27 protein-coding genes are annotated in these 20,873 nt (G+C 58.9%); 2 read left to right on the plus strand and 25 right to left on the minus strand.

The window, feature by feature from the left end:
- Positions 1-19: 19 nt before the first annotated feature.
- A complete protein-coding gene (locus J3P75_RS18730; protein ID WP_434711339.1) occupies positions 20-343 on the minus strand; it encodes a type II toxin-antitoxin system HicB family antitoxin in 324 nt (107 codons plus the stop codon).
- A gap of 1,422 nt (positions 344-1,765) precedes the next feature.
- Here J3P75_RS18730 and J3P75_RS18735 point away from each other — a divergent pair.
- Together J3P75_RS18735 and J3P75_RS18740 are read left to right on the plus strand one after the other, a co-directional pair.
- Complete coding sequence (locus J3P75_RS18735; protein WP_434711341.1) at positions 1,766-1,900, plus strand: hypothetical protein; 135 nt, start codon at positions 1,766-1,768, stop codon at positions 1,898-1,900.
- Between the two features lie 25 nt (positions 1,901-1,925).
- Complete coding sequence (locus tag J3P75_RS18740; protein WP_434707771.1) at positions 1,926-3,335, plus strand: hypothetical protein; 1,410 nt, start codon at positions 1,926-1,928, stop codon at positions 3,333-3,335.
- A 12-nt stretch (positions 3,336-3,347) separates the two neighbouring features.
- Here J3P75_RS18740 and J3P75_RS18745 read toward each other — a convergent pair whose 3' ends face one another.
- The 24 genes from J3P75_RS18745 to J3P75_RS18860 form a co-directional block, all read right to left on the minus strand.
- A complete protein-coding gene (locus J3P75_RS18745; protein WP_434707772.1) occupies positions 3,348-4,322 on the minus strand; it encodes a hypothetical protein in 975 nt (324 codons plus the stop codon).
- Positions 4,295-4,999, minus strand: coding sequence for a hypothetical protein (locus J3P75_RS18750; protein WP_434707773.1), 705 nt, complete (start codon positions 4,997-4,999; stop codon positions 4,295-4,297). Before J3P75_RS18750 ends, J3P75_RS18745 begins: the two co-directional genes overlap by 28 nt.
- Positions 4,996-5,544, minus strand: coding sequence for a DNA-binding protein (locus J3P75_RS18755; protein ID WP_434707774.1), 549 nt, complete (start codon positions 5,542-5,544; stop codon positions 4,996-4,998). The genes J3P75_RS18750 and J3P75_RS18755 overlap by 4 nt, the downstream gene beginning before the upstream one ends.
- Positions 5,541-6,464 carry a hypothetical protein gene (locus J3P75_RS18760; RefSeq protein ID WP_434707775.1) on the minus strand — a complete coding sequence of 308 codons (924 nt, stop codon included), beginning with the start codon at positions 6,462-6,464 and terminating at the stop codon, positions 5,541-5,543. The genes J3P75_RS18755 and J3P75_RS18760 overlap by 4 nt, the downstream gene beginning before the upstream one ends.
- Positions 6,461-7,168, minus strand: a complete 708-nt coding sequence (locus J3P75_RS18765) for a hypothetical protein (protein ID WP_434707776.1) — start codon at positions 7,166-7,168, stop codon at positions 6,461-6,463. Before J3P75_RS18765 ends, J3P75_RS18760 begins: the two co-directional genes overlap by 4 nt.
- An 8-nt stretch (positions 7,169-7,176) precedes the next feature.
- Positions 7,177-8,874 carry a phage tail-collar fiber domain-containing protein gene (locus J3P75_RS18770; protein WP_434707777.1) on the minus strand — a complete coding sequence of 566 codons (1,698 nt, stop codon included), beginning with the start codon at positions 8,872-8,874 and terminating at the stop codon, positions 7,177-7,179.
- Between the two features lie 9 nt (positions 8,875-8,883).
- Positions 8,884-9,408: a phage tail protein gene (locus J3P75_RS18775; RefSeq protein WP_122698986.1), complete on the minus strand. Its 525-nt coding sequence runs from the start codon at positions 9,406-9,408 to the stop codon at positions 8,884-8,886.
- A complete protein-coding gene (locus J3P75_RS18780) occupies positions 9,405-10,580 on the minus strand; it encodes a baseplate J/gp47 family protein (protein WP_434707778.1) in 1,176 nt (391 codons plus the stop codon). The genes J3P75_RS18775 and J3P75_RS18780 overlap by 4 nt, the downstream gene beginning before the upstream one ends.
- Positions 10,577-10,894 (minus strand): DUF2590 family protein, encoded by a 318-nt coding sequence (locus tag J3P75_RS18785; RefSeq protein ID WP_434707779.1) that lies wholly within the window; start codon positions 10,892-10,894, stop codon positions 10,577-10,579. The genes J3P75_RS18780 and J3P75_RS18785 overlap by 4 nt, the downstream gene beginning before the upstream one ends.
- Positions 10,891-12,876 carry a phage tail tape measure protein gene (locus tag J3P75_RS18790; RefSeq protein ID WP_434707780.1) on the minus strand — a complete coding sequence of 662 codons (1,986 nt, stop codon included), beginning with the start codon at positions 12,874-12,876 and terminating at the stop codon, positions 10,891-10,893. The genes J3P75_RS18785 and J3P75_RS18790 overlap by 4 nt, the downstream gene beginning before the upstream one ends.
- 5 nt (positions 12,877-12,881) lie before the next feature.
- Entirely contained in the window at positions 12,882-13,022 is a 141-nt protein-coding gene (locus tag J3P75_RS18795) for a DUF6890 family protein (protein WP_434707781.1), read from the minus strand.
- Positions 13,023-13,045: 23 nt separating this feature from the next.
- A complete protein-coding gene (locus tag J3P75_RS18800; protein WP_039756535.1) occupies positions 13,046-13,339 on the minus strand; it encodes a putative phage tail assembly chaperone in 294 nt (97 codons plus the stop codon).
- Positions 13,336-13,863 carry a lysis system i-spanin subunit Rz gene (locus J3P75_RS18805; protein ID WP_434707782.1) on the minus strand — a complete coding sequence of 176 codons (528 nt, stop codon included), beginning with the start codon at positions 13,861-13,863 and terminating at the stop codon, positions 13,336-13,338. The genes J3P75_RS18800 and J3P75_RS18805 overlap by 4 nt, the downstream gene beginning before the upstream one ends.
- Positions 13,860-14,387, minus strand: coding sequence for a lysozyme (locus J3P75_RS18810; RefSeq protein WP_434707784.1), 528 nt, complete (start codon positions 14,385-14,387; stop codon positions 13,860-13,862). Before J3P75_RS18810 ends, J3P75_RS18805 begins: the two co-directional genes overlap by 4 nt.
- On the minus strand, positions 14,384-14,680 hold the full coding sequence (locus J3P75_RS18815) for a hypothetical protein (RefSeq protein WP_039756531.1): 297 nt from the start codon (positions 14,678-14,680) through the stop codon (positions 14,384-14,386). The genes J3P75_RS18810 and J3P75_RS18815 overlap by 4 nt, the downstream gene beginning before the upstream one ends.
- Positions 14,680-14,889: a TraR/DksA family transcriptional regulator gene (locus tag J3P75_RS18820; RefSeq protein ID WP_206415018.1), complete on the minus strand. Its 210-nt coding sequence runs from the start codon at positions 14,887-14,889 to the stop codon at positions 14,680-14,682. The genes J3P75_RS18815 and J3P75_RS18820 overlap by 1 nt, the downstream gene beginning before the upstream one ends.
- Positions 14,889-15,341: a phage protein gene (locus J3P75_RS18825; protein WP_071173507.1), complete on the minus strand. Its 453-nt coding sequence runs from the start codon at positions 15,339-15,341 to the stop codon at positions 14,889-14,891. The genes J3P75_RS18820 and J3P75_RS18825 overlap by 1 nt, the downstream gene beginning before the upstream one ends.
- Before the next feature lie 6 nt (positions 15,342-15,347).
- The gene (locus J3P75_RS18830) at positions 15,348-16,463 is read right to left on the minus strand and encodes a DUF2586 domain-containing protein (protein ID WP_206415016.1); all 1,116 of its coding nucleotides are present in this window, start codon (positions 16,461-16,463) and stop codon (positions 15,348-15,350) included.
- An 11-nt stretch (positions 16,464-16,474) separates the two neighbouring features.
- The gene (locus J3P75_RS18835) at positions 16,475-17,158 is read right to left on the minus strand and encodes a phage virion morphogenesis protein (protein WP_434707785.1); all 684 of its coding nucleotides are present in this window, start codon (positions 17,156-17,158) and stop codon (positions 16,475-16,477) included.
- Positions 17,145-17,597 (minus strand): phage tail protein, encoded by a 453-nt coding sequence (locus J3P75_RS18840; RefSeq protein ID WP_281925284.1) that lies wholly within the window; start codon positions 17,595-17,597, stop codon positions 17,145-17,147. The genes J3P75_RS18835 and J3P75_RS18840 overlap by 14 nt, the downstream gene beginning before the upstream one ends.
- A complete protein-coding gene (locus J3P75_RS18845) occupies positions 17,594-18,055 on the minus strand; it encodes a head completion/stabilization protein (RefSeq protein ID WP_281925286.1) in 462 nt (153 codons plus the stop codon). The genes J3P75_RS18840 and J3P75_RS18845 overlap by 4 nt, the downstream gene beginning before the upstream one ends.
- Positions 18,056-18,153: 98 nt before the next feature.
- Entirely contained in the window at positions 18,154-18,876 is a 723-nt protein-coding gene (gpM, locus tag J3P75_RS18850) for a phage terminase small subunit (protein WP_434707786.1), read from the minus strand.
- Positions 18,873-19,892: a phage major capsid protein, P2 family gene (locus tag J3P75_RS18855; RefSeq protein ID WP_206415011.1), complete on the minus strand. Its 1,020-nt coding sequence runs from the start codon at positions 19,890-19,892 to the stop codon at positions 18,873-18,875. Before J3P75_RS18855 ends, gpM begins: the two co-directional genes overlap by 4 nt.
- Before the next feature lie 2 nt (positions 19,893-19,894).
- Entirely contained in the window at positions 19,895-20,818 is a 924-nt protein-coding gene (locus J3P75_RS18860; RefSeq protein ID WP_281925292.1) for a GPO family capsid scaffolding protein, read from the minus strand.
- Positions 20,819-20,873 lie beyond the last annotated feature (55 nt).

A 20,873-nucleotide genomic window follows, 5' to 3' on the forward strand; every position in this document is an offset into this window, starting at 1 on the left:
GAAGAGATGGTTCTCGCCATCAGGCGTGAGCTTCACGATCAAGCACATCTGCCACCCATTGATTGATGCTCTTGTGCGCCAGCTGTGCTTTTACGGCAACGGACGCGTGCAGGGCTGGAGCCAGACGCAGGCTTAGATTTCCCGAATAGGGCTTTTGCGGTGCACGACCGAGCTTGGCACAGGTTTCGAGGTAATCAGTGACGGCCTCCTGAAACGCTTTCCGCAGTTCTGCGACGGACTCGCCATGGAATCCCACGACGTCCTTGATACCAGCGATATGGCCCACAAAGAGCCCGTCTTCGTCACTGTATTCGATACGGGCGGCGTAGCCGTTGTGGTTCATAACACTCAAAGAAGACTCCTGCTGACTCACGGCCTGTTTGGCACTGCAATGAGAATATCGGGCGCGTCGGATCGGAGTTGTAGGAAAAATCTGTGAGTTGAGTAAGGAGGTACGGCTTCTGCTCTTAACTGGCAGGTGCTATGTGTCGCCTTTTTCCAGACGCCAAAAACCACAAACCCCCGACTTTCTCTAGGAAAATCAGGGGTTTGCGTTTACCAAATGTGGCGGTGAAGGAGAGATTCGAAACTACCCGTTTTCGATTTTTTGAGGCTACCCCCCCGGTTTATAAGGGCTGCAGCCCGGTCGCCTATTCAGAATCTGTCCCAGATCTGTCCCATGGCTGTCCCAGAGGAAAAACGCGTCAGGGTGTAGAAACGGTTCGCAGCGGTTTTTTTTGCGATTTATGTTGAGCCATGGGAAAAAGGTAATATTGGTAATGTGGGCACTGGGAACCGCTGGGAGCCTTTAAAACAGCGGCTTTGGTAGGTTTCAGTAAAGGTAATAATCAGGTAAGTAATAGGTTAGAAAATTACCTTTCAGCTTGGTAATCCTCCATCAGCGTTAAACCCAGTAAAATCGGGCACTTCAGAAATATTACCTACAGCCTTACCTAAAATTACCCTCTGAGGTAATGACGGAAAGCCACGCGCCATAAGGGCTGCAGGCCGCTTCTATACGTCGCTTACCAAAATTACCTTTTTCCCAGCCCTCATCTGGAAATAAGCATGTTGAGTACGTGAAAAACAACGACGCTGACCGATCCGCTAATTTTTAGATGCCGGATCAGAACCGCTTACCTGGTCGATTCGGTGCAGTGTTGTGAAAGCCTTCCCACCACCAGGGAAGGGCCGCAGCGCTCGGCTCCTGGGCATTACAGGTGGATTGCTCAGGCTCGAGAGAGCCGACCGTACGCCCCGAACCGGAACAATCACAAAATCAAAAACTCGCTCAAATCCAGATTTTCGTTATCTGGCCCAGCCGTAAGTGGGCGATACAGCGGCTGCCAGCCCAAGGCCATCCATGGACCCGCTGTGTAAGCTGGCTGCATTTTTCTTCCAAGATTTGCAAACCGTGAAATGTGAAAGCATGCCTCCCCGCCCGCGGCTGGCTTGGGCTGGAGGATCGTTTGCACTGTTTTCGACTTTGCACAAAAAGTGTACGTAAGGCCCGCTGGCGGGAGGGGGATAAGTGCTTTTTCAGGAAGTTTTTTAGTGGTGACAGAATTTCGTGCAGCCACCAATGATGGCGATCCGCTCCCGACTGCCGCAGAATTCGGGCAATCTGCGATGCCCCTGGATACCGAACACTCGCGTAAGGACGAAATGCAAACACAGCTAGTGTCAATCCCTTTTCAGATGACACAATTGTATTGGTTGGCAAGAAGGCGAGCCATACGTAGCAATGCGACCAATCGTTGAGCACATGGGACTGGGTTGGCCAGCGCAGCGAATTAAAATCGCGGAGCGGTTTGATTCAACCGTGTCGGAAATCGACACGGTTGCTGAGGATACTTTCCCGCTAGAAGAAACCCCACAAACACAACCTCTGCATAAGTAGCCATAGAATTCTACAGGACCTTCAAATGGAAATATGGGACGGCGAAAACATTATGAATGTACTGCAGCTCGAGAAGGTCACAATTATCGAGCCAGGCCCCCTGTTAAGCCCAGTTTTGAATTTTCGTATATTCCGGAACCATTCACTTCAATTAAAGCTGGAAACTTGTACAGCAACGAAACCCCATTCTAGGGAACATGTGGGAAACCCAGGAAATATCTATATAAACGACAGCACTATATCTTTAGGCGGCACCGACGGAGGTAAAGGTTCGATATCAGGGATAACTCCCCTGCTAGAAAGATCAGATGGAAGTGAGTCGATCGAAACATCGGCAATCAACTACATCACATATCAGACTCAAGACGAGCGAAATACAACTATAACCTTTGAATGGCTGGGCAACTTCCCCGACGGCAGTTTCATCTGGCCTACGAATACAGTCACAAAAAATGGTGAGAAGGTTATTTTTGGCGACCCGCCAATTAGACTAAAATCACACTCAACCAACTATAGCCTTCAACGAAACGGAATTCGTTTAAGTTTGGGTGGCTACGATGTATACGTCTCTAGCTGTGATTCTAGATGCGAAACAACGGAAACTCTATTTGGCTCGATCATGATAGTAGGTGCACCTGCCGATGATACCCGCGACAAAATAAGGAACTGCATTTCTTTTGCCTTTGGTATGCCACTGATATCTCTAGGATGCTCCCGATTTGACGAGCGGGGCGACTTGGTTAGTTTAAAAGCCGTGAATCCTAGCAGCTTGGATGGCAGGGCATGGCGACTTTTTCCATTGCCATCGGCACCTATAACGGTTCACGGCAGCAATGTCCTTGATCCAGATGCAGTCGAAAAATTAGCCAATGCTGCATATGAGATTTATGACACTTATAATCTCCGCACCATATTTTGGCGATATTGGCATTCAGCTGTAGCCCCCATGTTTATGGCTCCCGCATACTACGGAGCAATAATCGAGTCAATACAGACAAAATTTTTAAAAATCCAACGCGAGAAGCTTGACAGGGGAATTATCAACAGAAAATCTTTTAGAGAGTTACGCGCGATCGTAAATACAGCAACGAAAGACATTGTAATGAGCGAGGAATGTCGCAAGCTATTTGCGACCAAACTTGATGACGCAAATAGAGTACCGCAGAAAATAGTTACTCAGCGTTTTTTTGATGCACTACAACTGGAAATGGGAGATCATGAATTAACAGCCTGGGCTCGACGCAACGATGCAGCGCATGGAAAAGACGTACCAAATGACGACCACATTTCTCTTTTGCGAGAAACCCGCATTCTCAAGATAATGCTGCACAGAACGTTATTAAAAATCATGGGCGGTAGCGAAACATATATCGACTATAACTCGCCTTTCTATCCAAAAAGACCATTAAATATCTCCTCAGAGTCTGGGTGCTGATGAACTTACGGTTCATTCGAGCAGCAGCGGCTTTATTTCAGACGCGAGTAGAGAGGCGCTTTCTGCATCTTCTATGAAAACATTGCACTGGGTCGGCACTGGCGAAGGTCCGTGCGTGTGAATGGCCAGCTCACTGGCCAACTTTTCGATCAAATTCAAAGTATCCAAAAAAGCTCTCAGGATATTAGTTGCCTCAGACCCTATCCAAATCTGCGGAGCTTGAATTCGTTGGCCTATCCGCGTGATGCTTTGACGCAGACCAAGCACCGTTTCCTGTACATCACTGCCGACAGTCACGTTCAGCTGTTGCCCTACTACCAAATTTAGGTCTCGCCCAGTCGCTTGGTGCAAATCATCCACCGCCACAAAGTTCGCGGAGCCGCCCGACATCAGCTTGACCGCGCCCAGCGCCTCGATCGTTTTCACGCCACCTACGGACTCGCTTGAGTGGTCATTGATCGTCTGCGTATGACTCTGGAACTGCTCGCGGTTGTCCAGGGCTTCAACTTCGCGCTCGATCGCCTGATCCCGGATCTTTCCATTGGTTTGGCGCAACCAATTGCCGTCGGCGTCGACGCGCTGCTGAGCGGCTGCGCTGTGCTGCCAGACCTGATCACCTTTAGGCACCTTCGGCATGCTCAGGCCGTGCGGCAAGATCGATTGAATGTAGGGCTTGTTTGGCAGGCCGTAGGCAAAGCACACCACTACCCGCGTGCCTTCCTCCGGAAAGGCATAAATGCCCATTTCCTCGCCACCGGTGGGCAGCGGTAACGGAACGCCGGTGAGTGGCGGCATGGTCGGGTCTGGCTCGTCGTCGGCGCCAAGTACTTCGATGTCCACGGCGTAGCGCGGTCGAAAGTCGTCACACAGTCCGGCGTCAGCCGGCGCGTCAGCCACGGCGACCACCCGGGCGAATCGCGGTAGGTGATAACCACCGGTGAGTTCGGGGAACTGGCGCTCTACAGCGCGGCGGATTGCGTCTTCCATCGGATAGCCATCTGGTCATTGGTCAGCGTCACCGTGGTGATGCGCTCGCCGTTGTTGATTGTTGCACCTGGTCGCACGCCGGGAAGGGCCGCGACCATTGCGCTCTGGTTGCCTTGGTAGCCGTCAAACAGCTCCGTGGGGATTTGCAGCGGCGCACGTGCGCCAAAAAAGCTGTCGGCCCAACTGCCAGCGAAAACTTCCCCGTTCCCCAGCTGGTGCCAGGTGAAGTCAGGAATGCTGAATACCCGGGCGAGACTGTCCATCGCCTGGTAACCGGCGGCGAGGCTGTAAAAATACGGCGCCTTCACGCTGGCATAAGGCCGATCGGGAACACGAAAGCGCAGCCCGGTCTGTTCGCTGACCTGGGCCAACACGGCGCGCAGATCCACATGACGCAGGTTCAACGGCAGCGGGTTGGCCAGCACGGCGGCCAACTCACGGCAGAACAGCACCTGTTCGACCGCGTTGGCGGCCGTGCAGCGCTCGATGTAGCCGATGAAGTGCCGTTGCAACGTGCCCTCGTTGTAGCCGATATCCAGCGTCACCAGCCCTTTCAGCGGCACAGGGGATTGAACAGTGAAGTTCGCCCGGCCCGGACTGGTAGCGTCCAGCCTGACGTCCTCCTTGATGAGAGCGATCGGGGCGCCGTTGATGGAAAGTATCTTATGCAGTTTCACGTCTGCTCACTCCCGCCCAGCCACTTATCCACACGTCCCAGCACTTTTTCAAAGCCGCTCAGCGCGGGGTTGTCGTTGGTTGCGTCACCGGCGCCGCCTTCGCCGACCGTATTGCCCGGGGCACCTTGGGCGTCTACCTTGTTGCCGGCGCGCCGGCCTTCGACTTTTTCCGGGTTCGATTCGCGTTCGCTCAGCGTGAATTGCACAAGCCAGGCTTTCAGGGTGTCCGCTTCCCGCGCACTGACGCCGTCGGAGAATTCCACCTGACGCACGCCGAAGGTTTCGGCCGTGTCGTTCACAATCCGATATAGATGCAACTGACCGCCGCCGGCGGTGGCTTCAGCCATGCGCAACAGATCCGTCAGCTGGGTTTTATCCACAAAGGGAATCATCAGCGAGACGGCCAGCGTCTTAGGCTTGAAGCCTTTGTGAGCCTTGTCGGTGTTGCTGGTCTGGCCGGACATATCGCCGCTTTCGATTCGCAGGTTGGCCGTGACCTTGATGTTCTTGCCCTGGACTTTTTGCCCGTCGAGTAGCAGCGTCATAGGCCCACCAGTTCGCGCACAAAGCTCAGTCCTTCTTTGCTGCCGACCAACAAAACCCCGGCGCATTGAATCCATTCGTGGCCTGGCGCATCGCCGGCCAACAACTCGCGGCGTAATTCGCCGGCAGTGCCTGGGCCGATCATCCGCGCGCGCATGCTGACGTCAGGGTTGCCCCCGGCCAGCAGGTCTTTCAGGTCAGCCAATTGTTTATCTCGCCCCTGCTGCTGGGCGCTCTTGCGAGCTGCCAGCGCTGCCAGATCGGCCAACGGCGAGCTGTCAGCGGCATAGCCTTCCAGCACGGCTATCTGCCCCGCCATCGACTGTTTGGCAGCTCTGACCACCGTGCAACGCTCCAGCGGCAAACCCTGCCAGCGTGGCAAAGTACCGGCGCCGGGGATCTCCCACTTTTCGCTCTCCAGTTTCACCAGGTGTTGCGCCCGGCGCTCGGTGCGCACCAGGTCTGGGATCGGCAGCAGCGCATTGAATCGCGCCAAGCTGCTGGCCAGCCCTTCAAGGCGCGTGCCCAGGAACAGAATCGACAACGCGTACTGCGGCCCAGTCGGGCGCCCGCTGTCGCTGGCGTCTTCCAGTTTCTTGGCGAGATGTTCCAGCGCGTTGGGCGCGGACAGAAAGCGCTGATAGCCTGCGCCCTGGCCAACGCCGCTTTGAAATGGCGTCACGACCAGGCACGCCGGAACCTGCCCCATCTGCTCGGCCAGCGCTGCACGTCCGGCCGCGATCGCGCCTTTTGCTGCACCACCGACCGGCCCCGGGTTGGTGTTGGCCAGTCCACTCAGGCCAGCCAGGCGCCGGGCGGTGCTGGCCAGTTCGTCGCCGGCCAGATCCTTGGCCGCTGACAGTCCGCCCAACCACTGCGTGGCCTGCTCCGGCCAGCGCATCGTCACCGGTGCCCAGTTCATGCCGGCGGCGTCCAGGTGATGTCTTTCATTGCCTTCAGATCTTTATTTTCTTGGGCCTTCGCCACAGCTTGGCGTAATGTTTCCGCGTGCTGCTGCGCCTTTTGCCGGAAGCGCACCAGGTCAAGGCTGACTTTTTGCAGTTGTTCGATAGTGTGCGGCCGGAAGGCCAACACCTGATCGACGTCATAGAATGGGTAGACGTCGTCCAGACCGAGCAGCACCTGGCCGTTTAAATTCACTTGGTCGTCGATTGCGCTGCTGTACCGATATGGGTCGCCCAGGGCGCTGGAAGTGAAACCGCCCGCAACGTAGTCCGCGCAGCCAGTGGTAATCGTCTGCAGCTTCTGGTCACGAAGAGCCGCCAGCACGGCGTCGATGTCATCTACCCACTTGCCATTCTTCCAGATCTGATTCGGCCCGGGCTTCTCCATGGTAAAGCCCGCAGGCACTGCTTCGAAGCCTTCCAATGTTCGTGGCTCGCCGGTGTCCGTGCTGTACACCACGACGCCGCCGAAGTAGTCCACCAACTGCCAGGCCTTCCCGTTCCACCATGCGGCTTTGTGTTCCGGTACCGCAGGCGGCTCTGCTTCGACGCAGCCGCCAGGGATCAGGTAAACACCCGCCTCCAGAGGCGATTCGTCAGCCAATACCGTACCGACGAAAATGCCGCGGTGATCGGTTTGATACACGAGTTTTTCAGTCATGCTCGATCTCAATACTTGATGCAGTAATTAAGGGCCATGTTTCGAGGCCGGGTTTCGGTGCCGCCCGAAGCAGTTACGACAATTGCGTGCGTGTGCGCGCCGCCGCCTCCAACACCCACGTTGTGCGCATGCTGACCAGCGGCACCGACGCCGATGTTGTGTGCGTGGTTGCCCTGGTAGTCAGTGCGCATGGGCCGGCCATCGGCGTTTTTACCGCCACCGATTTCAAGCTCCGTCCATACGCTGCCGCCGGCCGGATAGCCGACGTTCACACCGGCGCCGTTATCGACTACGCGAAAACCGTGGTCATGGTTGCCTTGCGCATCAGTCCAGGCACTGTGGATGTGGTTGCCTTGCGCATCTGTCCATGCCGCGTGCAGGTGGTCTCCAACTGATGCCGCTGAGGCCGAGTGCGCGTGAGAGTGGATCATCATGTCCTGGTACACCCCGAACGCTCGGCCAGGATCCAGCCCGCGCCCGTCGTCCCAGCCACGAGGAAACAGGCCGCGCATGTCAGGCAAATTGAACGTGGTCGAACCATCGCCGGCGCCGTAGTGCGTCCCAAGCCAGGCAAAGAGCTGTGCGTATGTCGTGCGGGAAACTGCCGCACCGTTGCATTTCAGCCATCCCGCCGGGGCAGCGGTCATTGCAAACGCTGCCACCATGCCGGTCATCGAATCCCCAACCTGTTTTTGTAGCTTGTTCAGGGCGGCGGTCGACGCCACGATCTCGCTGCTGTTGGTTGCTGGATCGTCGCTGATTGCATTGGGCAAATTGCCCAGTCCGACGTCTGCTTTGGTCGTGGCCCGGGCACGCAGCAGCGGATAGTCGCCGGTACGGGATGCCAGATATTTGATCAAAGCACCGCCGACTGGCTCGGCGTCCCGCAAATCCACGATATTGCTGGGTGAAATGAAATCAGCGATCGGCACGCAGTAATGGCGCACGCCGGCGGCATCGGTGTAATCGGCCTGATCACCGAATACCACTTTCCACACAGCCACCCGATCGTTCAATTGACGCTCAAGACAAACGTCCAACCAGACCTTACCTACTGGAATGGCGCCGGGGACCGCTTCTGACCTCGCAATTGCCACGCGGATGCCTTCGACGTAGGCCGTGCCACCATTGATCTGGTAGCCGGCGTCTGCCTTTTCGAACATCAGCGAGTTACTGAAAAAGAACGCACGCCCGTAGAGGTTGCGATTGCTCAGACGCTCGCGCTCATCGATGCCGGCAAGGCGCACCGTGAAGTCATGCTGCCAGGTGCTGGCATCGATCTTTACACCGGTCAGTTTCATGGCGCCGTCGAAGGCCACCAGAAAATTGCGGGTGACGTTGTTGCCGATCTGTTCCGGCGGGATGTTTCTGCGCTTCTGCTGCAGAGGCACCGACGACGCGGCAAACAAGATGCCGTCGGCGTCCTCGAGGCCGACCCAGTTAAAGTCCCAGTCGCCAACGTCAGACCCCAACTGTGCGCTGTACACCACTTGGTTCGGATTCACAAAACCCGCGTTCTTTTCCGGGATGGTGTAGACGTGAACGATCTGCGCAGCCGGTGGCTTGCCGGCAGCGCGATCGAGCGGCGCGGTTGGATCAAGCCCGGGCACATTGGCAAAGATGAATCGGCTGACGATCAGCGGCTTTTGCTGGCTTTGTTTAAGGGCGATTTGGCTTTCGCCGGCCAAGGTAATACTGGCGCTCACGGTGCGCTCCTACAGGCTGGCAACCAGCGTTTGCTGGTCGTCGTTGAAGTCGATCAGGGCAATTTGCAGCCCCACGGGGGTGATGGTGACGAAGTCATAACGGCGGCAGGTTCGGCCGTACTGTTGGATCAGCACGCGCAAAAGTTCAGGGTTCAAAGACAACTGAGCGTTGCTGAACTTCAGCAGCACGACGTCCCAATCGCGGTCGGGCTGGCGTTCCTCGATCTCGACGTAACCCACGCCCAGGCGTTCAAAAATGCGTTTCAACCCAGCGGTGCTGCCGGCGTCGACCGAGTTGATAAACGCGTATTTCACGCGCAGTCGAAACAGCGACTCGGGTTCGCCCTTGAAGCGCGTCACGTCGCGTTGCCAGGCCCACAGTTCAAGGATGCTCATGTGGCAGGTGTCGGGATCGATCTGCGAATAGGGCCAACGCAACCAGCCGGTGACGGTTTCCCACCACGCCTGTGCAGCGGCCACCAGCTTTGACAGCTCGGTACCGCCAAGCCAGAACGGAAGTTTCAGTTTGTTCATTGCACGTTCACCTTCAGCGACGTCAGGCGCGGGATGTCCAATCCGCTGGTGATGTCGACGCCCGGGGTAAATCGCAGTGAGGCGATATCGGCAAACTGCTGGTGCAGTTCCTCAGCCAGTCGACTAAAGCTGAAACGCGACTGGGGATAAGTCAGCGTCGGCTGATAATCGCGGGGCGTGCTTTCGCGAAACGCGGCCCGGATGAATAGCTCGATCTCACTTTTCAACGTGTCGATCTGCTCGGCGCTCAGATTCGGTTGCGGCCAAAGCGTCATCGCAACACTCACGGGTACTTCGGGCATCACCATGGCCAGCAGATCATCGCCGTGGCCATGGTTGCCCTGGTCGCGAATGTGCGAATTGATTTGCTCCAGGTAAGTCGCCGCCGGTACACCCGCATCAAAAAGCACAAAGGCATTCGCGCTGCCCGGACCACGCGGTGCGCCGTGTTCGAAGTAAACGCCATCCGGACGCACGCCCGGAAAGGCCGAGATCATGGCGCGATACACCGCGTCGGTGTGCCACTGGTTGACCGCCGAGAACTGGTTGCGCACGCGCAAACGCAGCTGGTCGTTCGGCTCCGGATCCGCACCAGGTGATTCCAGCCAACCGTCCTTGTTCACTACCTGGACAATGCCTGGGATGGGCACGGGCAGGATGGCGTAGTAACCCGGGGCGAGGTTGAAACCACTGCCCGATTCGATCGCCTCCACCGGGACTTCCAGCTGCCGCTGGCCCGCGACGAACGTCGCCGGCGCCGTGGTAATCAGTTTGTACACGTTGCCGTTGATGGCGGCCGACTGCACCACAATGCCCTTTTCCAGCTCCATGACGCCGTCCGGTAAGGCGCGGGTGAACAGCAATTTCCCTTGCGCTTTGGTGGCGCCTTTACGCTCGACGTTGACCGCCCAAGCAAGCATGTCCAGCCACGCATCCACCGCCGTTTTCACAAAGAAATTCGGCAGCACCGTCAGGCACAGAAAGTCCAATAGCCACAACACCGGTTTGGTCACCAGCGCGGTCATCACCCGCCAGAACGGCGAATAACTGCTGGTGTTGGCCACCTTCGCGCCTTGGGCTTCGACTTCCTTTTCCCACGCGGCCTTCAAACCGGCCTCGGTGGTCGGTATGCCGGCGTCGGCGATCACCTTCTTAAAATCGACCTGGCTCACAGACTTACCTCAATCGAACCAAATTTCAGGGTTTTCGCAGTGACCAGGTACACGCCTGGTTCCTGCTGGGTGATGCGTGCCGTGCCCGGCACCAGGCGCTGGTCGTCCTCCACCAACAGTTCCAGTTGCTGGATGCAGTCGCGCTGCCGCAGCCGATCGCGCTCGGCCACCATCGTCACCAGCAACCCGCTGTCGCGGATCATGTGAGCGATGTCCTGGGCGATGCAGGCGCGGTCATCGACCAACAGCGGCTGGTGGGATGGATCCAGTGCCAGGTCGTTGTTCACGATCAACAGGTCTACGTACTCGCTCATCCGCCGACCGCCATAGCCACCATATTTTCCACCTCCAGCGGGGTCATGGCCTTGCCCGTGTGAATGTTCACGTTCTCCACATGCGTGCCCTTGTTCTGGCTGCTGTTGTTGTTCTGGATGCTGGTCAGCAAGCCGCCGGGCGGCACCGCCGAAGGGCGCGCCGGCGAAAGGCTGGGGATTGCCGCGTTTATGGTTTGCTGGGCTTTCTGTGCGGCGCTGGCGGTGTCGGCGGCATTGGTCGCGGCATCGACGCCGGGCACTTCAGGCATACCGCCGAAGCGCGCTTCGATATTCACGCCCGGGATGCTGTTCAGCAGCTCGATCACGCCGTTTACGGCCTTGGTAAAAATGCCGACGATGCTGTCCCATGCGGCCTTGGCCATGCCTGACCAACCGCCCATGGAGTTAAACCAGTCGGATAGCTTCTGCAGCTTGTCAGCGACGAACTGGAACGCAGCCGTGTTCATCAGGGCGGACGTCCATTCGTCCCAGTAGTAGACCGCTGCGACAATGACGGCCACCAAGGCGAGAACCCCGACCACGATCCACACCATCGGGTTGGCCAGCAGCGCCGCGTTGACCAGCCAGATAGCGCCCTGCCACAGCAGCATGGCGCCGCGTAGCAGTGTTAAGCCGGCGCTGAGCGTGTAGATCACGGCCATGTAAGCCAGGATCGCCAGTTTCTGCAGGACGAAGCCGGCGACCGTGCGCAGGTTGAGCAGCTGAACAACCTTCCACACCGATAACAGGCCCAGCCAGGTCATCCGCGCGACGCCGACCACGACGGTCAACAACGACATGGCGCCGACGATGGCCATGATGGTCAGTGCGGTGATGCCGATCACCCGGGTGATGTTGGGAAACAGCTGCGACCAGCGCACCAGGGTTTTCCCGATGTCGACCATCTTGCTCATGAACGGCGTCAGTACCGGTATCAGCACCTGGCCAAACACCACCCGCATGACTTCGACCAGGGACGCCCACTGTTGCCACGGATCGACCATCGCCCGGGCCATCTGCTCGGCGTTCTCCAGTCCGCGCACCTTGCCCAGCTGCTCGATACCGTTACGCAGTCGATCGGTATCCTTGGCCAACGCGCCAATCACCTGGGCGCCTTCGCCGCCGAAGGCCTCCATTAACTTGGCCCCGGCCGACGCGCTGGTCAGATCACCGAACTTGCCCTGCAGCAAGTCCAGAATCGCCATCATCGGCAGGACTTTGCCCTGCTGATCGGTGAACTTCATGCCAAGTTTTTCCGACGCCGCGCCGATGTTTTCGAAGAACGCCTTATAGCGCCCGCCGGCGTCGCCGCCCTCCATGGTGCTACTCAGCGTGCCGATCACCGCCATCTGTTCGGCAAGATCGACGCCCGATGTGGTGGCGATCGCGCCGGCCTCCTTGAAAGCGTCTTTCATCGCCGCGCCGCTGGTGCGGAACAACTGCACGGCCAGCGCCGTTTGCCCGCCGAGTTTTTCCACCCATGCGCCCTTCCCCATCGCATCCGCTTGGGACTTCTGCAGGTTGTAGAGCGTGCCGACGTATTCGCCCATGGTTTCAGCGTCCGTCTTGGTGGCCTTCGCCAGTAAGTTGCTGGTGTTGGTGAACGTGGCGAGCTGGTTGCCGGCAAGCCCCTTAATGGCGCCCTCGATCAGGTAAGCCGAGGCCACAAAATCCTTGGCGTTCTCGCCATAGCTCACCGCGAATTCCAGCGACTTGGCATTGAGTGCCGACAACGCATCCTCGGCCACGCCCAACGATCGGACGTCGCCCAGGGCGCGATTGACCTCCAGCGCCGGTTCCATGGACTCACGGATCCCGACCACAGCAGCGGTCACGCCGCCCAGGCCAAGCCCGATCGTCTTTATGTGTTTTTCACTCTGATCGGCAAGCTCGGAAAAGCCCATTTTCACCTTGCCCAGAGGCGCGGTGACCTTGTCCTGCAAGCTGAGAATGAAAGCCAGGCTGGCGCTACGGTCTGCCAAAGTCGTTACCCGTTCAGCGCAAGGGCGATGCCGTTAGCCACGGCGAACTCCATGCGTTTCCAGTGTTCGTCCTCCAGCCACTTGGCCGTCCCCATCGCCTCGGACGTGGGTTCGGCACCAGGAAGCCAGCGGTTCGTCAGGGCCATTAACTGGCCCAGTCCGTTTTCGCTTAGGCGCTCAGCGTGCTCGAGCGCTTTTTTACGATCACCTCAACGTTGGGCGCGTACTCCTCGAGCAGAGCGCCGGCGATCTGCATCACCATCACCGGGTTGCCCAGCAGCGGTTTCAGCACGGTTTTTTGTTCCTGCAGCACAGTGGTCATCAACAGGTTGTTGCCCGGGGCGACCTTGTTGGTTTGGGTCAGAGCGTTGAAATACTTGGTGACGTCGGCCGGGGTCAGGTTGAAGGTGAATTCCTGTTCGCCGACTTCCAGGGTGATTTCGGTGTTGTTCTGTTGGCTCATTGGGTAGATCTCTTGTTGAGGTTGGGAAAAGTGGTGTCCTGGTGCGCTGGCGATCGCTGGCACACGCCACGGACGTATTGCTGCAGTCCGAGAATCATTTGCCGGCTTAGGGCGAGCTGATTACGGAGGGTGAAATAATCCGGTCGAGCGTCTGCTGCGAGTTCGGCGCGTCCTGCATCAGCCATGCGGGCGGTGCCGGCGGCGGCGGGCACCGATCCGGTGGCGGGACAGGTGGCGCGGACGAGCAACCGGCCAGAGCCATCGCTAACAGCGCGGCGCAGGCGCTCGTTTTCAGTGAGTGCATCGGTCAATTCCTTGGTGTTTCGTTGGTCGATCGCATCCCGCTCAGCGAGCATTTCGCCGCTGATTCGGGCCGCTTCCCGCAGGCCGTTCGCTTCCCATTGCGCGCTGTCGCGCTCGCGTCTGGCGTCGTCGCGCTGATCGGTTACCCGATCGAACGCCACCCACATCAGCAGGGCCACCAGCAGCACGAAAGGCGCCAGGCGCAATGGGGAAAGGCTCATCGCAGGCACAGCTCCATTTCAGCCAGCCGGCGGTTGTGCAGGCCTTGAACGAAGCGCTTGCGGCCTTGGGCGTCGGTCACGTACGCCCATACCGGTGTCTTGCCGTCCGGTGCCCAGGCCAACGCCCTGCATCCGTCAGCAATGCGGCCGGCGTTGATCAACGCCACCGCCCGACTGGCGCAAGTGCTGGGCACACCGACGTTGTGTCCATGGCTGGTCAGCGCGTCGAAAGTGTTCTGGCTCACGTCCGGGTTGGTGATGCAGTCGGCCAACTGCAGCTGGGTTTTGCGGATCACCAGCTGCTCCACCTCGGCGCAACGAACGGGCGACCAGTAGTCACCGACTACCACCGGGAACGGGCTGGTGTGTCGGGTGATGCCCTTGCAGACAGTGGGCAGTCCGCTGGCCAACTTGTCGGCATAAACGGTGTTCTGGCCATGGCCTTCCCAAGTGCCCAGGAAGATCACCAACGGAGCGCTGGCCAGCGCAATCACACCGGCTTGAATCCTGCCACGCAGGCTCATGGGAACCACACCCGCAACAGTGCCGGCACAACCATCTGCAGCACAGAAGCGACCACTGTGAGAATGGTCAGCAAGCGGCCGACCTTGGCGCCGATGTCGTTCACCGCGACCGTCAGGGTCTGCTGGCCAGCGTTCAGTTCCGATAGTTGCCCGGCCATGTGTTCGAACCCCTGTTCCAACTTGGTCACGCGGGTAGGCACGGTTTCGTGGCGGTCTTCCAACTCGCTCAGCCGGTGTTCAAATACGGCGAATCTCTGCTCCAGCGTTCCGAGGCGTGCGGCGTCAGTCGTCATCAGCGTTTACTCTGCTCAAAGCCCGTCTGGCACGGGACACACCGCGTTTTACCGCCCAGTGCCTGGCGCGCCGGCGGGATCTCGTTATCGCAGTCCTGGCAATGGGTCAGGCTTGGCCCGACCGGCACAGGCGTCAGCAGCTGGGCCTTGATCGCTTGGTCACGTTGGCGTTGCTCCAGCTCCTGGGCGCGGTCGAACCAGTCCACCATTAACGGATCCCCTCGATCTCGGTAGCGTCGAGGTACGGAACGCCGTTGATGTGAATGAAGTCCGGACTGGTGACGTCAAACGGCACCTTGTGTTTGGTCTTCTCGCCACCTTTCGGGTCGATCGACAACAGGCTGGAGATCTTCACCTTGCAGCCGAAGGCTTCCACGCGCAGTTCCTCGTCTTCGCCGGCCTTGGCGAAGAACACCGCGTCAAACGCCTTGAGCTTGCGGAAGCTGCCCGCCGATCGCGCCGCGTCGATCAGCAACTGAAAGTTGGAGCTGTCCAGTTCAAGTTCGCCGGCAGCGGCCACGTCACCCTCCACGTAGCCGTCAGGCACGCCCCGGGTTTGGGCCACAGCCGAGTTGTCGGTAATGTCCAGGGTGCAGCTCTCGACGTGCAGCGACAGATCGCCCAGGCTCACGTCGAAGTTCTTGCCGCCAATCTTTGCCATGGGGCGTTACTCCGTTTTGTCAGTAGAAAGATCCAGAGCGATGTTCGCCGTGAGGTCTTTCGGGCAGTTGAGGGGTTTGAGCTTGATGTAAGCCGCAACCTTGGTTTTGCTGAGCCATTCCAGCACCAGGTCACCGTCTTTCGGCGGCTCGATGTCACCGGGGAACACCTCGCCGTTGAACTTGATGGACTTGGCCATGGCGCGTAGTGGCGCCATCAGTTGGTTGGTGTTCACCGCCATGCTGTTGGGCGTGCTGTTCAAGCGGCGATCGGCTACACGGCGGATCAGCAGCGGGCGAATCAGGCGAGCGGCTTTGTCGGTGATGCGCAGGTATTCCACGACCTGAAAGTCACTGCCCGGGGTGTCCAACATGTTGCAGTCGCCCCAGTACACGCCCGGGTAGTCGGGGTAGGTCTGGGTGACGGAGAACCGCGCCCGATCCAGTTCACTGCGCACAGCGGACGGCAGCGGGATCAGCTCCATATCGATAGGCACGTCGCCAAGTCCCAACACCGGGCCGGTGGCCACGCGCATCGGACTATCAGCGATGCTGACTGCCGAATTGGCCAAGCGGCCAGCCAGCACGCCCAAGTCATTACCGTGCAGTTGCGGCACCGGTGAAACGCGCGGCGCTGCCAGACCCGCTACCAACGCTTTTTGCTCGCTCAGGTACTGTGCCCAGGTCTGGTCGACGGCGATGCCGGCGGTGCTTGCCAGAAAGAAAACACGACGGCCGTAGGTGTTGTTCAGGGCGACGGCCGCGTCATTCATGGCCGATAGTTCGTCACCCTTGGTGACAGGCTTGGTGACGATTACCGCTTCCACCGACACCCCTTGTTGCTGGGTTTTCTCCAGAGCGGTGGCCCAGTCGCCTTCGGGGCCGATCGGGGCCGCCATGCAGGCCCAGCGCTGGCCACCGTTCAAACGTGCGGCGGTGATTTGGGTTTTCAGATCGCTCGCCGGGACGCCCAGGGCGGCGTCCAGATCGCTGTCGGTGTTCAACGGAATGATCTGGCCGACGTTTTTGGCGGCGGGGCCGATGAAAAGAAAGTAACGCTCAACCTCTGTCACGGCGCCCTGGCCTAGATTGAGATTGTCGACGGTGACTTGACCGAGTGCCATGCAGTGCCTCGTTAGCGGGGTGAGTTCAGAATTTGTTGCAACACCTGGTTAATCAGCAGGTTGGTGTCGCGTTCAGTTTCGGCGCCGATGAATTGGCGTTTCGGTAGCGTGATTTCCCAGCTCTGCGCTCCGGTGCTTTCGCGGCGCTGGTCGTCCAGGATCCGAATCAGCAGCCCCGCCTTGGCGTAGTTCACATGCTCCTGAATCCACGCTACCGAGGGCCGGGTCAGCGTCTTTTTTCCCGCTTGGCGCACACGGAACCCCAACCGGCGTAAGCGCTTGGCTTGCTTGTCGGTTGCTGCCAAACCCGGTGGGGTCTTGTTCCATCGGCGCATCTGCTGGGCGGTGCGGCGCTCACTGACGCCGTTGTGCTGCTGCGCGGCCACCCATCGGGTCAGGGCGTTTTTCCAGCCCAATTCCGCTTCATCAGCGGACACTCGGGTGACCACCATCAACTTGGCCAGGCCGGCTTCCATCTTCTTTTTGCCTTTGCTGTCGCCCTTGCGTGGAGCGAAGGGCGTGCCGTCCAGGTTCTTTTGTTCACGTACTCGCTTGCGGCTCATTGTCCGCACGCGTTTGGTGACCTGGTTCAGCAAGCGGCGGCGCAATTGCGGCGGCAGGCTCAGCAACGCCAACTGTTCGCGTACGCCCAAGCGACCGCGAATGTCGAGTTCGAACGTGCTACGCCCCGCCATCGGTGGCCACCTCGCCGCGCTCTGCAATCCACAGATCAAACGGGACAAAGGCCCAGCTCTTGCCGAAGGCTTCGATCTCCCCGGCAGGGTCTTCGGCCAGATACTGCGGCTCGACAAACTCCAACGTGATTTCCACGTCGAAAAGGTCGCTATCCACCGGCTCCACGAGAAATTCCGGTGCCGGCAGTTCGTGGCGGTCCCGGTTGGCATCGTTGTTTTCCAACCAACTGCCCACCAGTGCCATCAAGCGCGCCGGATGGTCGGCGAAGCGCTCCAGCACGATCGCGGCGCGATAGTGCATGTCGCCCAGGTGCATCCCGTCGACGTCGGGTTTCCAGATCAGTGCAAGCTTCACCTGCTCGGTGAAACTGTCGAGTTGTTCAGGCTCAACCAGGCGGCGTTCCAACAGATACGCGGTCAGCGTCTGCAGCTTGGTCATAGCAACTTCGCCGTGATGCGGCCACGGCCCTGCAGGGCGCGTACAGCGGACTGACTGAAGGCTAGAAACGTATCCTCACGCTCTGGTGCTTCCTTTCCGGTGTTTTCGGCGCTTTCGCGGCGGGTCACGGTGGCGAACTGCTGCAGCGCGCTGGCCTTCGCACGGCAATAAACGGCGCGTTTGTACAACTTCGCTTTCCAGGCACGCTCCGGCAGCAGCATCGGATCGGCCTTTTCCACCGTCGCAATGCCCGCCGTGAGCCAGCTGGATTTGAGCGTGGCCAGGTCGTCGTTGACCTCAGCCATGGCGATGCTCAGCGCGTCGGTCAGCAAGTCGCCCAGGAACTCCGCCGGCAGGCGATAGCCTTTCTGAAACTCAGACACGGAGAGATCCGGCCAGAAGCCGTCGTTCTCGATGATCTGTTCCACAAAGGTGGTGGGTTTCCCGGAAAAGCTCATTGCTGACCGCTCGAATAGGGCGGGGAGACTGTTTTTCGTGGGGCTAGCCATGAATGGCAGACACACGTCCACAGTTCCCCGCTGGGGGGGGTAGTCGGTTATTCGGCGCCGGTCACGGCGGGTGTTTGTTTTGCGATCGCCTTGCGGCACTTCGCAATGCGCGTTTCATTGCCGGCTTTCGCGTACAGCTCGGTGGAACGTTCCAGGTGCTGGAGCGCGGTTTCCCACTGCTCGGCCTCCATGGCGCGCATGCCGATTAACTTGTGGTACTTGCTCGGGATCTGTTCGGTCAGCTCCCATTCACCGTCGACACGTGGCAGCAGATTGGACAGGTACGGCTCCGGGCTGCGCTGCGCGTTGTATTCGGCATAAGCCCAGTCGATCACGGCGTCCGCGACGAAGGTCTGCACATCACGGCGCTTGAACCGCTCGGGCATCTCTTGCCCCTGCTCGATCGCAAAGTCAGCCAGCGCCAGGCCATCCTCAAATTGCTCGGTGTCGAACAGCCAGACCATGACCTGGACAAGAACACGGTTCGGCATGACCAAACCCGAATCCATATAGCGCTGGATGAAATCCTGGTACTTGGGCAACAGCTCCTCGCGCTTGAGTGCCTGACGCCCGGCGAGCCCCTTGATGTCGCTTAGGCGCTGCAGATCCTGATCCAGCGAGGCTTCCATCAGCAGCAGATGCTTTTTCGCGTTGGCTGGACTGCTCAAGGCTTCCGCCGGCGAATACGCCAGCGGTGCCGCGGCCGTAGCAATTACTGCAGCGCTGCCCAACGCCAGGGTGCGGCGCTTGTGCGCGAGAGCCAGGCTCACTTCAGCAGCTCCACGTTCTCGGTCAGCGCGATTTTCTCCAGCTGCTCGATCACATAGCCCTCATTGCGGCTGTTGTAATCCTCGACGCGAGAGCGTTTCGGGTTGTCCACGGTTTGCTTGCGCCAGCTGGAATCCTGGAAGTAAATCGACAGGTTGTCCCAACTGGTGACCAGCACACCGTTGACCGGAAAGAACGGTACGCTGAAGCTCGGCAAGCCGCCGTAGGTGGCGATCACTTGAGCATCTTCGATGCGTTCTTTTTCGGTTGGCGTATCGCCCTGCTTGGCGTACAGCTTCGCTTTGTCAGCCGCCAACAGGTCGGTGCCGATGATGGCGATCAAATCGCCGCCGTCGCGCAGACGTTCATCCACCATTTGCTTGGTGTCATGGACCAGGGCGTCCAGGTTGGCGTAATCGCCATTCGGCCCCAAGGTCACCTTGCCCGCTTCCTTGCCTTCCTTCAGCACCTGTTGCGGGGCTTGCTCGCGCAGCTGCTGCAGCCAGCCTTTGTTCACGTCCTGCAGCATTGGATACGTTTCGATATCCGTCTGTGCAGCTGCTTTCAAGCCGTGGAAGCCGACCATGATGCGATCGAGGGCGATCTGTTTCTGCACCGCGGCGGAATAGCGTTGATGGAAGTCTGGAAACTTCGCCCAGGCGTCGATTTTTGCGTACGGCAGACCCACATCGGATTCGGTTGACGACAACTCGTAGGTGCTGTTTTCCAGCTCCGACGCATCCTTGGCTTCGCGATCGGTGGTCTTGGTGTTAGTACGGCCGGTGACAGGACCGGACACGCCAATGAACACCTTCTCGCCTTTGATCTCGGTCACTGGAATGACGTTGATGCGCTGCAGGAAATCAGCTTTCGCGGTGATCGCGTCGTTCAGCTCTTGGGCGATCGACGGTTCAACGGAAAACATCTTGCTGGACAACGGGACGCCGTAAGTCTCGGCGATCGCCAGCTGCATTTCGGCGTACATCTTGGCGCCGTAGGCGCTCAGGGAACGGGCCATGGTCAGAGTACCCGCGCTTTGGATTTGTCAGCGGGACCAGCATTGCGTGGCAACTGACGGCCGTTGCTGGTGTTTTTCAGTTCGGTGAACTGCTTCTGCAGGTTGGCCAATGCCGCCAGCACAGCTTTGTTTCCGCCGCCGGTGCGCTTGAATTCGCGTTCCTCTTCGGCCGTGGTCACGATCTCGTCCACCGCGTCAGTGACATCATCGATCGGGGCTTGATCGGGTTCCGGTGCGTCTTCGGCGGCAGGCTCGATCACGGCCTGAATGCCGGCGGCGACGACCAGCAGCTGGGCCAGCAGGGCTTTTAAAGCCGTGGCGGTAGCTTCATCCATTGGGGGTTTGCTCTCGGTTGGGGTTTGCGGAGTGGTTTCGGCGGCGGTGTCGTCAATGCCGAAACGCTTGAACAGGCGGGTAAACATTGCAGCCAGACGGCCGATCTCGCCCTGCGGCTCGGGTTCGCGCAGCGGACCAAGCTCCAGCGACGCGGCGTAGTAAGCGGCGCGACTGGTTCGGTTAGAGAAATAGAGTTCCTGGGTGCCGAGGCTTGCGGGCGAATCGGTCACCGCCAGACCGGTCAGATAGGCCTTGCCGCTACCGGCAAAATTCGGAGTGATTTCAATGCTGGTAAACAGCTTTTGGCCTTGATCGTTGAGGTACAGCAGGCGATCGTTCGGTTTTAACTGAGCTTCCAGCGCAATTTGACCTGGCTCCAGATCCTCGCCCTCTTCAACCAGGCGCACAGCGAATACGGTGCCGTGCGAGCCAGGCCAGCGCTCGTGGTCGCACCAGATCACAGCGGTGTATTTGGTTGGTGTGTAGGTCTCGGCGATATCGCGCAGTTCCTGGGGAAGGATCTCGCGGCCATCGACAGTCGGGCCGCTGGTGGCAACACGTTTCCAGTAGGAGACAAGGGAACGGGGCATGAGGGGTGACTGCGCTCAATCGTTGAATGAGCCGCCACGATAGGGAGCCGTTTGC

This window comes from Pseudomonas sp. R1-1 (assembly GCF_051132135.1).
Classification (GTDB): domain Bacteria; phylum Pseudomonadota; class Gammaproteobacteria; order Pseudomonadales; family Pseudomonadaceae; genus Aquipseudomonas.

What these genes read in the sequence shown, in the direction of transcription:
- J3P75_RS18730 (WP_434711339.1), bottom strand. Translation starts at nt 343, where the DNA reads ATGAACCACAACGGCTACGCCGCCCGTATCGAATACAGTGACGAAGAC.
- J3P75_RS18735 (WP_434711341.1), top strand. Translation starts at nt 1,766, where the DNA reads ATGGGACTGGGTTGGCCAGCGCAGCGAATTAAAATCGCGGAGCGGTTT.
- J3P75_RS18740 (WP_434707771.1), top strand. Translation starts at nt 1,926, where the DNA reads ATGGAAATATGGGACGGCGAAAACATTATGAATGTACTGCAGCTCGAG.
- J3P75_RS18745 (WP_434707772.1), bottom strand. Translation starts at nt 4,322, where the DNA reads ATGGAAGACGCAATCCGCCGCGCTGTAGAGCGCCAGTTCCCCGAACTC.
- J3P75_RS18755 (WP_434707774.1), bottom strand. Translation starts at nt 5,544, where the DNA reads ATGACGCTGCTACTCGACGGGCAAAAAGTCCAGGGCAAGAACATCAAG.
- J3P75_RS18760 (WP_434707775.1), bottom strand. Translation starts at nt 6,464, where the DNA reads ATGAACTGGGCACCGGTGACGATGCGCTGGCCGGAGCAGGCCACGCAG.
- J3P75_RS18765 (WP_434707776.1), bottom strand. Translation starts at nt 7,168, where the DNA reads ATGACTGAAAAACTCGTGTATCAAACCGATCACCGCGGCATTTTCGTC.
- J3P75_RS18775 (WP_122698986.1), bottom strand. Translation starts at nt 9,408, where the DNA reads ATGAACAAACTGAAACTTCCGTTCTGGCTTGGCGGTACCGAGCTGTCA.
- J3P75_RS18785 (WP_434707779.1), bottom strand. Translation starts at nt 10,894, where the DNA reads ATGAGCGAGTACGTAGACCTGTTGATCGTGAACAACGACCTGGCACTG.
- J3P75_RS18795 (WP_434707781.1), bottom strand. Translation starts at nt 13,022, where the DNA reads ATGGCCCTGACGAACCGCTGGCTTCCTGGTGCCGAACCCACGTCCGAG.
- J3P75_RS18800 (WP_039756535.1), bottom strand. Translation starts at nt 13,339, where the DNA reads ATGAGCCAACAGAACAACACCGAAATCACCCTGGAAGTCGGCGAACAG.
- J3P75_RS18805 (WP_434707782.1), bottom strand. Translation starts at nt 13,863, where the DNA reads ATGAGCCTTTCCCCATTGCGCCTGGCGCCTTTCGTGCTGCTGGTGGCC.
- J3P75_RS18810 (WP_434707784.1), bottom strand. Translation starts at nt 14,387, where the DNA reads ATGAGCCTGCGTGGCAGGATTCAAGCCGGTGTGATTGCGCTGGCCAGC.
- J3P75_RS18815 (WP_039756531.1), bottom strand. Translation starts at nt 14,680, where the DNA reads ATGACGACTGACGCCGCACGCCTCGGAACGCTGGAGCAGAGATTCGCC.
- J3P75_RS18820 (WP_206415018.1), bottom strand. Translation starts at nt 14,889, where the DNA reads ATGGTGGACTGGTTCGACCGCGCCCAGGAGCTGGAGCAACGCCAACGT.
- J3P75_RS18825 (WP_071173507.1), bottom strand. Translation starts at nt 15,341, where the DNA reads ATGGCAAAGATTGGCGGCAAGAACTTCGACGTGAGCCTGGGCGATCTG.
- J3P75_RS18830 (WP_206415016.1), bottom strand. Translation starts at nt 16,463, where the DNA reads ATGGCACTCGGTCAAGTCACCGTCGACAATCTCAATCTAGGCCAGGGC.
- J3P75_RS18835 (WP_434707785.1), bottom strand. Translation starts at nt 17,158, where the DNA reads ATGGCGGGGCGTAGCACGTTCGAACTCGACATTCGCGGTCGCTTGGGC.
- J3P75_RS18840 (WP_281925284.1), bottom strand. Translation starts at nt 17,597, where the DNA reads ATGACCAAGCTGCAGACGCTGACCGCGTATCTGTTGGAACGCCGCCTG.
- J3P75_RS18845 (WP_281925286.1), bottom strand. Translation starts at nt 18,055, where the DNA reads ATGAGCTTTTCCGGGAAACCCACCACCTTTGTGGAACAGATCATCGAG.
- J3P75_RS18855 (WP_206415011.1), bottom strand. Translation starts at nt 19,892, where the DNA reads ATGGCCCGTTCCCTGAGCGCCTACGGCGCCAAGATGTACGCCGAAATG.
- J3P75_RS18860 (WP_281925292.1), bottom strand. Translation starts at nt 20,818, where the DNA reads ATGCCCCGTTCCCTTGTCTCCTACTGGAAACGTGTTGCCACCAGCGGC.